Genomic DNA, 12,454 nt, shown 5'->3' with positions numbered 1-12,454 from the left:
AACGTTTGATTTTACTGCACGTTGGCTTTCTTAATCAAATCAAACAAATCTTTTTTAGAGTCATTTGGTACTTTACGTACGTCGAATTCAACGCCAAGGTCACGCAGCTTTTCATAAGTAGCAACGTCTTCCTTGTCCATTGAAAGTACGTTGTTGACCATTGTTTTACCAGTTGAGTGAGCCATGGAACCAACATTAAGGGTCTTGATTGGCACACCGCCTTCAACAGCACGAAGGGCGTCTTGAGGAGTTTCAAACAGAATCAAGGCATGTGTATTGCCAAAGCGAGGGTCTTTTGAAACAGCAATCAATTTGTCGATTGGGACTACATTGGCTTTGACATTACCTGGTGCAGCCTGCTTAATCAATTCTTTACGAAGTTCATCTTGAGCTACTGAGTCAGAAGCAACGATAATACGGTCTGCTTTTGAATCTGGCGTCCAAGCTGTTGCTACCTGACCGTGTAGCAAGCGTGTGTCGATCCGGGCAAGGTTGATTTTGAGCTTGCCGTCACCGATTACAGTCCCTTCAGGGATTGCTGCTTGGGCAACTGGAGCAGCTGCAGCAGGAGCATTTGCTTCTTCAGCAGCAGGGTTCAGCTCTTCAGGCAGAGCTTTGACTCCTTCCTTGGCTTCTTTGATGATGTTGGCCACTACAGCCTCAACGCCGGCATTGGCATCCATCATCCTTTCTGTATAAGCTTGAATCAGCATAGGCAGGTTCAAGCCTGTAATGATAGCGAACTTGCGGTCTGGATTTTCACCCATGACACGGCTAGCTTGGTTGAATGGAGAGCCACTCCAAAGGTCAGCCAAGACCAACACTTCATCGTCCGCATCAAACGAAGCCACAGCGTCATTGAACTTTGCATAGAGATCATCTGGTCCTTCGTTGGGCATGAAAGTTACAACTTGTACTTTTTCCTGCTCACCGAAAATCATAGAACCTGATTGATGAATACCAGCAGCAAATTCACCGTGGCTAGCAATAATGATTCCGATACTCATTATTGACATTCCTCCTTATAAAATGTTTGACTTAAGTTTTAAGAAAACTTTAAGGCAAGTTTATTATAAAACGTTTTCATGAAAAATGCAAGCGTTTGTTCCTAAAAACGACTTTTTCTTTCAAAAATGTCAGTATTTGTTGAACACCTGATAAATATAGGTATAAGCAAACCTTAGCTATAGAAATGTTTTAATAAATTAGGAAAACAGAAAATACAACAGATTAATATATGAAAAAATGTTGAAATAATATGAAAGAGACTTTTGAAATGAAAGAAAAGAATCGTGTTTGAGAAAGTGTTTATTTATCAAAAAAGAAAGAGGAGGACCAAAGACAAAAAATCGTATCTTATGTCTTTAGTCTCCCTCTATAATGGCAAAAGTTTCTAAATAATATCAAGTCTGTCCATCATACGTTTCCAAGAGCTTGGTAAATGTTGGGACTGGCATGCTTTAAAGGATTAGTGTGTAAAGTCAAGTACCATACGTCCCTGAATGGTACCCGCTTCCATTTCGTCAAAGACATCCACTGCATCTGAAACTGGGCGTTTTTGAACGACAGGAACTACCAAACCTTCAGCGCCAAACTGGAAGGCTTCTTCCAAGTCCTTGCGTGTTCCAACGAGGGAACCGATGACTTGGATACCATCTAAAACGGTTTTGACAATGCTTAGATCCATCATTTCAGATGGTAATCCAACGGCAACTACCCGACCGCCAGCACGAACAGAGTCAACAGCTTGGTTGAAGGCAACTTTAGAAACGGCTGTTACTACTGCAGAATGCGCACCGCCAGTTTTTTCTTGGATAAGAGCAGCGACATCTTCAACTTCATGGCCGTTGATGACGATATCAGCACCTACTTCTTTGGCCAAAGCTAGCTTATCATTGTTGATATCAACAGCGACAACATGGGCATTAAAGACTTTCTTGGCATATTGAACCGCTAGGTTACCCAATCCACCTGCTCCAAAGATTACTGTCCATTGGCCTGGTTGCAGCTGGGCTTCTTTGATAGCCTTGTAGGTCGTTACACCGGCACAAGTGATAGAAGAAGCTTGAGCAGGATCCAGTCCTTCAGGAACTTTGACAGCATAATCGGCTGTTACGATACATTGCTCTGCCATCCCACCGTCAACAGAATAACCAGCATTTTTTACAGTACGGCAAAGGGTTTCGCGTCCAGTTGTACAGTATTCACAAGCGCCGCAGCCTTCAAAGAACCAAGCTACACTGACGCGGTCTCCGACTTTGAGGTTTTTTACATCTGGAGCGATTTCTTTGACAATACCGATACCTTCATGGCCAAGAACGCGACCCGGTACCTTGCCAAAGTCACCATGCGCGACGTGCAGATCAGTATGGCAGACACCGCAGTATTCAATGTCAACGAGAGCTTCCCCTGTTTCAAGAGGACGAAGTTCCTTATTTTCGATGAGTTGGACATTGGTTCCTTCTGGATTTACAACAACTGCTTTCATAAGTAGTTTCCTCCTGTTATTTAGTTTTCAATTATGTTAATTATATCACAAACTCAAACAAATGGCAAACGCTTACAATTTCAAGTAAAAGTAACCTTTAAAACTATGGTACTGCGGATAAGCTCCGATTTTTAAAGCTTTTGAGCATGATTGAGGTCGAGAGAATACAAAAAATAAAAGACAAACTCTCGAACAGAGTTTGCCTAATTGTCTACTTTTATAAAAAGAGTTTGTTTAGCTCGTGGGCGACGCCATCTTGGTCGTTAGTCAAAGACAACTGCTGGTCGGCGTATGGCAGCAGGTCAGTATTGGCATTTTTCATGGCATAGCCGGTGCCAGCAAAGGACAGCATCTCAGTATCATTTTGCTCATCGCCAAAGGCAATCAAATTTTTACGATCTACATTGAGAACATTAAGCAGGTATTGAAGGGCGAAGGCCTTATTGACCCCTTTTGGAGCACACTCGAGAATGTTGAGCGGTCCGCCCCAAGAGTTGATGGCAAGTTCATGCTGGTAAAAAGCATTCATTTCCTCTGCCAGAGCATATTTATCAGCTGCTCGCGTCTGCAGGAGAATGGCGTTAGGATTCTCCGTTACCAGATTAGCTTGAAACTGGTTTTCTGGTTTGAAAGCATCGATGCCAAAGAGCTTGGGATCAGCGATTTCCTCGTTGGGATTGGTGATATAGAATTTATTGCGGTATTCGCCAGCAATGAAATCCGCTTCAATCTCATCTTTGCGCTGAACCATATCCAGCAGAAAGGACTTATCCAGCGTCAGCGATTTTTCAAAGTCCCATTTCTTTTCTGGAATGTGAGTTAAAGAGCCGTTGAAGTTGATCATGGGCGTATTGAGCTCTAATTCTTTATAATATTTCAAAGCCATGCGGTAGGGACGGCCTGTTGTGATAATGACCTTGTGGCCCTTTTGGGAAATTTTTTTGATGGTTTCTTTGGTGAAGTCAGACAGGTTGCTGTTAGAATCCAGCAAGGTTCCGTCCAAATCCACAGCGATTACTTTTTTTGTCATGTGAGTCTCTTTTCAGTGATAATACAGACTATTATAACAGAATTCAGTGTAAATAACACGACTTATGTTATAATGGTGCTCTAATCAGTCACAATTATGACACAGCAAGGAGGAGCTTTTCGTATGCGTAAACCGTTCATGATTCATGCTCTTTTTCTAATGATTGCCTTTTTTATCTATATCCAATCTCTAAATGGGGGTCCAACCTATCTCATCTGGAATATGACCTTGGCCTTAATCAGCTATGATGCAGCTGTCTTGACGCTTTTATTCAAGAAGCAGAAGTGGGCTTATCCTCTTCTTTTCCTGTTGTGGTTGCTTTTCTTCCCCAACACTTTCTATATGATTACTGATTTGATTCATATGACTTGGGTGGCAGATGTTCGGAGTAAGCCAAGTGTTTTTCTGCTCTTTTTAGCTTTTGTTTCCAGTATTTTATTCGGGATTTTCTGTGGTATGGAGAGCTGGTATGTCATCAAGGAAGGTTGGAAGCTTAACTGGTATTTGGATCTATTGCTGACGGCAGCTCTGTCGGCTGTGTCCAGTCTGGCTATCTACATAGGACGTTATGATCGCCTCAATAGCTGGGATTTATTACTTCATCCACAGCTGGTTATACAGAAGCTTTTGCAAACTTTGCAGCCTGATCGACTGCCTTTCATTCTTGGTTTTACTTTTTTACAGTTTATGAGTTTGGTATTTCTGATGAAAGATAATAAAAAATAAGAATAGCGAGACATTCATCTTGAAAAAGTGAATGTTTTTTATTATAATTTAAAATATCGTTCGCAAATAAACAGATTTAAATCTGCTTTTCTTTGTTATTGAACTAGATATTAGAAATTTTACTCAAAAGGAGATTTATTGAAAAATGGATAAATTTTTCAAACTGACCGAAAAAGGGACAGATGTCCGGACTGAGGTTTTAGCTGGTCTGACGACTTTCTTTGCCATGTCCTACATTTTATTTGTCAATCCGGCCATGCTGGCTCAGACAGGTATGCCTAAGCAGGGTGTATTTCTAGCTACGATTATAGGGGCTGTTGCCGGCACCTTGATGATGGCCTTCTTTGCCAACCTGCCTTATGCGCAGGCGCCGGGTATGGGGTTGAATGCCTTTTTCACTTTTACGGTCGTCTTTGCCTTGGGCTACACTTGGCAGGAAGCCTTGGCTATGGTCTTTATCTGCGGGATTATTTCGCTCATTATCACTTTGACCAAGGTGCGTAAGATGATCATTGAGTCAATTCCAGGCTCCTTGCGAGCAGCTATTTCAGCAGGGATCGGAGTCTTTCTGGCTTATGTAGGTATTAAAAATGCTGGCTTGCTCAAGTTTTCAATCGATCCGGGCAATTATACAGTAGCTGGCAAGGGAGCAGATAAGGCTGCAGCGGCTATTACGGCCAATTCTGCAGCAACTCCCGGTCTGGTAGATTTTAACAATCCAGCGGTCGTCGTAGCCTTGGTCGGTTTGGCCATCACAATTTTCTTTATCGTGAAAAACATCAAGGGTGGTGTTATCCTATCCATCCTAGTAACGACAGTGGTAGCTATTCTGGTTGGTTTGGTTGATTTGTCAGCCATTGATTTTGGACAGAATAACATTGGTACTGCTGTTAATGAACTGGGACAGATTTTTGGGGTGGCAGTAGGTCCGAAAGGTCTTGGTGCCCTTTTAGCAGATTCAGCTCGCTGGCCCCAGACATGTATGGCCATTCTGGCTTTCTCATTGACAGATATTTTTGATACTATTGGTACTTTGATTGGGACTGGTGAAAAGGTCGGGATTGTGGCGACTTCTGGGGAAAACCATGAATCAGAAGGTTTGGATAAGGCTCTTTACTCGGATCTCATCGGAACCTCTATTGGCGCCATTGCTGGAACTTCTAATGTGACGACTTATGTGGAGTCTGCAGCTGGTATCGGAGCTGGAGGCCGAACAGGTCTGACCGCCTTGGTCGTAGCCATCTGCTTTGCGGTGTCAAGCTTCTTTAGCCCACTCTTGGCTATTGTTCCTAATGCTGCAACTGCACCGATTCTCATTATCGTGGGGATTATGATGCTGGCTAGTCTGAAAAACATCCATTGGGATGATATGGCGGAGGCCATTCCAGCTTTCTTTACTTCTATTTTTATGGGATTTGCCTATTCTATCACTCACGGGATAGCAGCTGGGTTTATCACCTACACTTTGGTCAAAATCTTCAAAGGTCAAGCCAAGGATGTGCATTCTATGATTTGGATTTTGGATCTTCTCTTTATTTTGAATTTCGTAAATCTGGCTTTAAATTAGGCCTAAACATTGCTGGATTTCCTTGTGTCTAGTGAAGTTTGGATAGCTTATATTTTCAGTATAAAAAATCAGCTTTTTGCGGCTGATTTTTCTTTTGCAAAATTAAGCAGAAAAAATTTTTTTCTGGTATAATAAGAGAATGTTTAGTCATAATGAGGAAGAATTAATTCAGTGGGGTCAGCGCCTGGGCAAATCGCTTCAGGCAGGGGACGTACTGGTTTTAACGGGAGATTTAGGAGCAGGGAAGACAACCTTTACTAAGGGTCTGGCTCTAGGTTTGGGCATCAGTCAGATGATTAAAAGTCCAACCTATACCATTGTTCGGGAATACGATGGGCGCTTGCCGCTCTATCATCTGGATGTCTACCGCATCGGAGACAATCCAGATTCCATTGATTTGGATGACTTTCTCTTCGGGGAGGGTGTGACGGTCATTGAATGGGGGGAGCTGCTGGGAGAAAATCTGCCTGATAACTATTTAAAATTAAACCTCTTGAAAAAGGAAGATGGTCGTGAATTGGTTTTTGAAGCCAAAGGAAAGCGAGCCCAAGAGCTGCTTGAGGGACTGCAGAATGACTGAATATGAATTGTGCTTGCGTGAAGCGGAAAAAACAGATGCTGCTGAGCTGATTGCCTTCCTCAATCAGGTCGGATCTGAGTCAGATTATATGACGCTGGATGAGGCTGGAATTTTGATGAATCAAGAGGAGATGGCTTCATTTATTGAGCATCAGGCTGCTTCTAGTAATCAGCTTTATCTGTTGGCGTTTTTGAATGGTGAGATTGCTGGTCTTGTCAGTATCACAGCTGATTTCCATGAGCGAATTCGCCATATTGGTCAAGTCTTTGTTGTGGTGAAGAAAGCTTTCTGGAACCAAGGACTGGGACGCATATTGCTAGAAGAGGCACTGGCTTGGGCAGAAGATTCTCAGGATATTAGACGTTTGGAATTGAGCGTTCAGGTTAGAAATGAACGAGCGGTTCACCTCTATAAAGATTTAGGATTTGAAATTGAAGGCTTACAAAAAAGAGGAGCCTATTTAAAAGAAGGGATATTTCTTGATGTTTACCTAATGGGTAAACTGATAGACTAAAAAAAGATATGTTTAAAAAGATTATAATGATGTTTCTCAGCCTCCTTGTCGTAACGACAGCTGGTATTGGTACTTATGCTTGGACGATTTATGGTCAGTCAACAGATGAACTGTCCAAGACTTATAAGGGTTTGGGAAATGAGACAGATGTTATTTCTGCAACTAAGCCCATGACTATCTTGCTGATGGGAGTGGATACAGGGAGCGGTTCCCGCGAGGATACTTGGGTCGGGAACAGCGATACCATGATTCTCCTGAGTGTCAATCCAAAGACTAAGAAAACAGTCATGATGAGTCTGGAACGTGATATTTTAACTCAGATTGACGAAAATGGTCAGACAGTTGAAGCTAAGCTGAATGCAGCCTATGCGAATGGCGGAGCAGAGTTAGCTATTTCGACTATTGAGGGCTTGATGAATATCCACATCGACCGCTATGTGATGATCAATATGCAGGGCTTGGTTCAGCTAGTAGACGCAGTAGGCGGTATTGAGGTTAATAATACCTTTGACTTCCCAATTTCTATTGAGGATAATGAGCCTGAGTATACTGCCAAGGTTGAGCCAGGCAAGCAAACCATCAATGGTGATCAGGCACTGGTCTATGCTCGCATGCGCTATCAGGATCCAGAGGGTGACTATGGCCGCCAAAAGCGTCAACGTGAAGTAATTAAGAAAGTGGTTGAAAAAGTTCTCAGTCTCAACAGTGTCAGCCATTATCAGGCTATTTTAAAAGCTGTCAGCAGCAACATGCAGACCAATATCGCGCTTGATTCAAAAAGCATTCCTCAACTGCTAGGCTATCAGGATGCCTTTAAGAACATCAAGTCCGAGCAACTACGTGGAGAAGATGCGACCTTGCCTGATGGTGGAAGCTATCAGCTGGTGACGTCGGAGCATCTGCTGAGCATGCAGAATCTAATCCGCAAGTCTCTAGGCTTGGACACAGTTAAGAGTCTGAAGACCAATGCTGTTCTCTATGAAGATATTATGGGCGGCAACAGTCTAAGAAGCAGCAATAGCAGCAGTACATCCAGCAGCACAGAAAGCTATAGCAGTTACCAGAATTCTTATAGTCAGCCTACTTATAATAATGGTTATGAGAATTATTCTTATCCGACGACAGATACAACAGTTGGAACTACGAATACGACTCCGGTTGCTCCAGCAGCTTCCTCTGCCCCAGCTACAGATGTCAGTGTCAGCACCCCACAAAGTCAGCCAGTAGTCAATGCGACTACAGAGTAAAAAGGTTAAATATAAAAAGAGGCCGGGACAAAATGTCTCGGTCTCTTTTGGTTATGGCAGGAAGCCCTTAACGCGATGGCTGATTGGAATTTTTGTTCCCTATCATCCATCTTTTCTCTATCACGACTCGTACTTTTCCCAGATGTCTTTGACTTGCTGGATCTGCACTTGAGCTTGGTTTTCAAGGACTTTATATTTATAGGTAAGATCTTGAGCGATGTCTTTGACTTGCTCTTTTTGCTCTTGAATGATGGCAATATTTCGTTGGATATTGGCTAGACTGTCCTTAACTTTGTCTAGGCTATCTGTTGTTTCAATGATTTCTTCTTGAATTTTTTGACGGTTTTCAACCAGCTTGTAACTGGCTGCAGCGGCACCGATAAATAGGAAAATATTTGAAAGTTTCATATTCCCTCCTTAAGCTTGCGCAATCTTCTCAGCTAATTCGGCCAGAGATGGAAAGTCTGGTTCGTGGGCTGCGAAAGTAATCTTGAGGTCATCTGCATCACTGTAGCGCGGTACCAAATGCACATGGGTATGAAAGACAGTTTGTCCAGCAATTTCTTCGTTGTTGTTGATGATATTCATACCAGCTGCACCTGTGGCTTTCATGACCTTTCGAGCAATGTCAGGTACGCGAGCGAAGAGCTGACTGGTGCTGTCGGCATCCATATCCAGCACATTTCGGAAATGCTCTTTAGGGACAACCAAGGTATGACCTGGTGTTACCTGAGAAATATCCAGAAAAGCAAGGACTTTCTCGTCTTCATAGACTTTAGAAGAAGGGATTTCTCCGGCAATAATTTTACAAAAAATACAATCAGCCATAAATGGTACCTCTATTCGCTAGATTTTGTTATAATATAAGAACCATTATACCAGAATTCGGAGAAAATATGTTAGAAATCAAAGAGCTTACGGGCGGCTATGTTAATATCCCGGTTTTAAAGGATGTCAGCTTTGAAGTGGGCAATGGCCAGCTGGTTGGTCTGATTGGTCTCAACGGTGCGGGCAAGTCCACGACTATCAGTGAGATTATCGGTCTTTTGACGCCTTATAAGGGGCAGATTCAAATTGATGGGCTGGAGCTGCGGACCAATCCTAGTGATTACCGCAAGAAAATCGGTTTTATTCCGGAAACACCCAGTCTCTACGAAGAATTGACCTTGCGCGAGCACATTGAGACGGTAGCTATGGCTTACGACATTGAGCAGGAAACAGCTTTTAAGCGCGTGGATAAGCTATTGGAAATGTTCCGACTCAAGGAAAAACTGGATTGGTTCCCTGTTCACTTTTCAAAAGGGATGAAGCAAAAAGTTATGATTATCTGTGCTTTTGTAGTTGATCCCAGCCTTTTTATCCTAGATGAGCCTTTTCTGGGTCTGGATCCGGTAGCTATTGCAGACCTTATCCAACTCTTAGATGAGGAAAAGAAGAAGGGCAAGTCCATTCTGATGAGCACCCATGTTCTGGACTCTGCTGAGAAGATGTGCGATAGTTTTGTAATTCTGCACAAGGGTCAAGTGCGGGCCAAGGGTAGCTTGACTGAGTTGCGTGCCCAATTTCAAATGTCGGATGCTAGTCTGAATGACATCTATCTAGCCCTGACAGAAGAGGTAGCGCTATGAAAGAATTATTTGCCAAACGAAAGCAGGATTTTCGTCAGCAGTGCCTGAAGTACCTGCGTTATGTTTTTAATGATCATTTCGTGCTCTTTCTTCTGATTTTTATGGGATTTTTAGGTGTTCAGTACAGTCAGCTTTTGCGGCATTTCCCGACCAATCACCTACCCATTATTGCTAGTCTGGTTATTCTATCGGTCTTTATCTTGCCTTTTGGACGGATTGCGATCTATCTGGAAAAGCCAGATGCTCTCTTTCTTTTGGTCAGAGAAGCAGAAGTCAGGACTTTTATCAAGGCTCAGATTCTGCGTTCCTATCTCTTGTACGCAGTCTTACAGACTGGGCTATTGCTACTGTTAGCTCCGCTTTTTCTGGCTCTGGGATTGCCTATTTGGGGCTTCGGGCTCTACTGCATCTTTATGCTAGTTTTGAAATGGTTTTTGTTTCAGGCTAAGGCCAAGAAGTTCTTTACTGAAAATGGCTTAGATTGGCAGGCTCTGGTAGCTTATGAAGCAGCCCGAAAACAGACGATTCTGCGCTTCTTTGCTCTCTTTACCAATGTTAAAGGCATTTCAAACAGTGTCAAGCGCCGGGCCTATCTGGATGGTTTGACGAGACTTGTGGGCAAGCAGCATAGCAAGACCTGGCAGAATCTCTTTTTGCGCTCTTACTTGCGAAATGGAGACTTCTTTGCTCTTACCTTGAGACTACTCTTTTTGGCTCTTTTGGCCTTGATTTTTGTCAGTCAAGCTTGGATTGCTGCAGCTTTTGCGGTCTTGTTCAATTACCTCTTGCTCTTCCAGCTGACGGCTTTGTATGAAGCTTTTGATTATCAGTTTTTGACCCAGCTTTTTCCGATAGAAAGAGGGGAAAAGCTGAAGGGAGCAAGACAAATTATCACATCTATTGGCAGCAGTGTCCTTTTGGGTGAAGTGCTGACTGCTCTGCTCTTTTTTCAAGACAAGACAGCAGTGCTGGCCGTGCTGGGAGCGACTGCCCTACTCTATCTGTTCTATCTGCCGTTTAAGTTACGGAGATTGGTTGACTAAAAGAGGTAAAATTAGTAAAATGATAAAGAAACTTTTTACGGAGGGGAAATATGGACTTGGTTGATAACGAGCTGACCCTGACACCGATAGCTGGTAAGAGCGGAAAGGCCTATATGGGGACTTATCCGGACGGGGGGCGCGTTTTCGTCAAGATGAATACAACCCCTATCTTAGCAGGCTTAGCTCGAGAACAAATCGCACCGCAGCTTTTGTGGAGCCGCCGGATGCCGGACGGTAACGTAATGAGCGGGCAGGAGTGGCTTTCAGGCACTATTCTGACCCCAAATGATATGTCCAAAAAGCAAGTAATCAATATTTTGACTCGGCTGCATCGCTCGCGCCCATTGATGACGCAGCTGACCAAGCTGGGCTATACTTTGGAAACGCCGACTGATTTGCTGAATGCTTGGCTCAATCAAGTGCCGCTTGCTTTGAGAAATAATCAATATCTGCAATCTGTTATCCGCGACCTACGCCAGACTGTGCCTGCCTTTCGTGAGGACTACGCGACCATCGTTCACGGAGATGTGCGCCACAGTAACTGGGTAGAGACCGACAGCGGGCTTATTTACTTAGTGGATTGGGATTCTGTACGTCTGACAGACAGGATGATGGATGTGGCTCATATTTTGAGCCATTATGTGCCCGATTCAGGCTGGCAAGAGTGGCTGAGCGCTTATGGCTATAAGTATAATCAGACTGTTTTCAATAAGCTATACTGGTTTGGTCAGTATTCTTATCTGATGCAGATTGCCAAATACTATGAAAACAATGATTTAGAAAATGTGAACCGGGAGATTTACGCATTACGAAACTTCCGTTCTAAATACGGAAGAGGACAATGAGAGTAAGGAATCGTAAGGGAGCGACGGAACTGCTGGAGGCGCATCCCCAGTATGTTATTTTGAATCCGGCAGACGCCAAGGGCAGATGGCAGGAGATTTTTGGCAATGATCACCCCATTCATGTAGAGGTTGGCAGCGGCAAAGGAGCTTTTGTGTCCGGTATGGCCAAGGCCAATCCGGATATCAACTACATTGGGATTGATATTCAAAAATCGGTCCTCAGCTATGCCTTGGACAAGGTGCTGGCAACAGATGTGCCCAATATCAAACTTCTCTGGGTGGATGGTTCGGATCTGACTGATTATTTTGAAGAGGGCGAGATTGACCGCCTCTATCTGAACTTCTCGGATCCTTGGCCCAAGAAACGTCATGAAAAGCGCCGTCTGACCTATCAGTCCTTTCTGTCGACCTATCAGCAGATTCTGCCAGAAAATGGAGAAATCCACTTCAAAACGGACAACCGCGGTCTTTTTGAATATAGTTTAGTTAGTTTTTCACAGTATGGTATGAAGTTAAAGGGCGTGTGGTTAGATTTGCATGCCAGCGACTTTGAGGACAATGTCCTGACTGAGTATGAGCAGAAATTTGCTAACAAGGGACAAGTCATCTACCGGGTGGAAGCAGCATTTGAATAAGAAAGAGTCTTTGAGGAAATACTCCTTGAAGACTTTATTATTGGGAAAGAATTTTGCTTAAAAATAAGAACGTTTTAAGTGAAATTCCGTCTTAACAAGCTTGCATGGCACATTTCCCTTGCATTCTGGGACTTGTCGTGCTATAATACTA

The 12,454-nt window shown here is 43.4% G+C and carries 14 protein-coding genes; 9 read left to right on the top strand and 5 right to left on the bottom strand.

Annotated features, from left to right (window positions below; genetic code table 11):
• Positions 1 to 11: 11 nt before the first annotated feature.
• From O3627_RS09495 to O3627_RS09485, 3 genes are all read right to left on the bottom strand, one after another.
• Positions 12 to 1,007, bottom strand: a complete 996-nt coding sequence (locus tag O3627_RS09495) for a PTS sugar transporter subunit IIB (RefSeq protein ID WP_002893577.1) — start codon at positions 1,005 to 1,007, stop codon at positions 12 to 14.
• Positions 1,008 to 1,468: 461 nt separating this feature from the next.
• Positions 1,469 to 2,488: an alcohol dehydrogenase AdhP gene (adhP, locus tag O3627_RS09490; protein WP_002901354.1), complete on the bottom strand. Its 1,020-nt coding sequence runs from the start codon at positions 2,486 to 2,488 to the stop codon at positions 1,469 to 1,471.
• A gap of 217 nt (positions 2,489 to 2,705) precedes the next feature.
• Entirely contained in the window at positions 2,706 to 3,518 is an 813-nt protein-coding gene (locus tag O3627_RS09485; RefSeq protein WP_125383316.1) for a Cof-type HAD-IIB family hydrolase, read from the bottom strand.
• A 96-nt stretch (positions 3,519 to 3,614) separates the two neighbouring features.
• On the opposite strand from O3627_RS09485, the gene O3627_RS09480 reads away from it, so the two are divergent.
• The 5 genes from O3627_RS09480 to O3627_RS09460 all read left to right on the top strand — a co-directional run bounded on the left by O3627_RS09480 (position 3,615) and on the right by O3627_RS09460 (position 8,152).
• Positions 3,615 to 4,244 carry a DUF1361 domain-containing protein gene (locus O3627_RS09480; RefSeq protein WP_125383314.1) on the top strand — a complete coding sequence of 210 codons (630 nt, stop codon included), beginning with the start codon at positions 3,615 to 3,617 and terminating at the stop codon, positions 4,242 to 4,244.
• A 145-nt stretch (positions 4,245 to 4,389) separates the two neighbouring features.
• Positions 4,390 to 5,811 (top strand): NCS2 family permease, encoded by a 1,422-nt coding sequence (locus tag O3627_RS09475; RefSeq protein ID WP_371621364.1) that lies wholly within the window; start codon positions 4,390 to 4,392, stop codon positions 5,809 to 5,811.
• A 139-nt stretch (positions 5,812 to 5,950) separates the two neighbouring features.
• Positions 5,951 to 6,391, top strand: coding sequence for a tRNA (adenosine(37)-N6)-threonylcarbamoyltransferase complex ATPase subunit type 1 TsaE (tsaE, locus tag O3627_RS09470; protein WP_002918074.1), 441 nt, complete (start codon positions 5,951 to 5,953; stop codon positions 6,389 to 6,391).
• Complete coding sequence (locus O3627_RS09465; RefSeq protein ID WP_002918072.1) at positions 6,384 to 6,905, top strand: GNAT family N-acetyltransferase; 522 nt, start codon at positions 6,384 to 6,386, stop codon at positions 6,903 to 6,905. Before tsaE ends, O3627_RS09465 begins: the two co-directional genes overlap by 8 nt.
• Positions 6,906 to 6,913: 8 nt before the next feature.
• Positions 6,914 to 8,152, top strand: coding sequence for an LCP family protein (locus O3627_RS09460; RefSeq protein ID WP_002918070.1), 1,239 nt, complete (start codon positions 6,914 to 6,916; stop codon positions 8,150 to 8,152).
• 120 nt (positions 8,153 to 8,272) lie between these two features.
• On the opposite strand, the gene O3627_RS09455 is transcribed toward O3627_RS09460, so the two are convergent.
• Positions 8,273 to 8,560 (bottom strand): hypothetical protein, encoded by a 288-nt coding sequence (locus O3627_RS09455; RefSeq protein ID WP_002896907.1) that lies wholly within the window; start codon positions 8,558 to 8,560, stop codon positions 8,273 to 8,275.
• 9 nt (positions 8,561 to 8,569) lie between these two features.
• Entirely contained in the window at positions 8,570 to 8,980 is a 411-nt protein-coding gene (locus O3627_RS09450) for an HIT family protein (RefSeq protein ID WP_002901341.1), read from the bottom strand.
• Positions 8,981 to 9,048: 68 nt separating this feature from the next.
• On the opposite strand from O3627_RS09450, the gene O3627_RS09445 reads away from it, so the two are divergent.
• From O3627_RS09445 to trmB, 4 genes are read left to right on the top strand one after another with little or no spacing between them, the layout of a single operon-like run.
• Positions 9,049 to 9,780: an ABC transporter ATP-binding protein gene (locus tag O3627_RS09445; protein WP_185756177.1), complete on the top strand. Its 732-nt coding sequence runs from the start codon at positions 9,049 to 9,051 to the stop codon at positions 9,778 to 9,780.
• Positions 9,777 to 10,823 carry an ABC transporter permease gene (locus O3627_RS09440; RefSeq protein ID WP_002905246.1) on the top strand — a complete coding sequence of 349 codons (1,047 nt, stop codon included), beginning with the start codon at positions 9,777 to 9,779 and terminating at the stop codon, positions 10,821 to 10,823. The genes O3627_RS09445 and O3627_RS09440 overlap by 4 nt, the downstream gene beginning before the upstream one ends.
• 50 nt (positions 10,824 to 10,873) lie before the next feature.
• Complete coding sequence (ccrZ, locus tag O3627_RS09435; RefSeq protein WP_002893562.1) at positions 10,874 to 11,668, top strand: cell cycle regulator CcrZ; 795 nt, start codon at positions 10,874 to 10,876, stop codon at positions 11,666 to 11,668.
• A complete protein-coding gene (trmB, locus tag O3627_RS09430; RefSeq protein ID WP_002905244.1) occupies positions 11,665 to 12,303 on the top strand; it encodes a tRNA (guanosine(46)-N7)-methyltransferase TrmB in 639 nt (212 codons plus the stop codon). Before ccrZ ends, trmB begins: the two co-directional genes overlap by 4 nt.
• Positions 12,304 to 12,454 lie beyond the last annotated feature (151 nt).

Origin of the sequence: Streptococcus sp. 27098_8_82, from assembly GCF_041431615.1 — a bacterium.
GTDB lineage: Bacteria > Bacillota > Bacilli > Lactobacillales > Streptococcaceae > Streptococcus > Streptococcus sanguinis_K.
This window is presented reverse-complemented; position numbering and strand designations above follow the sequence as displayed.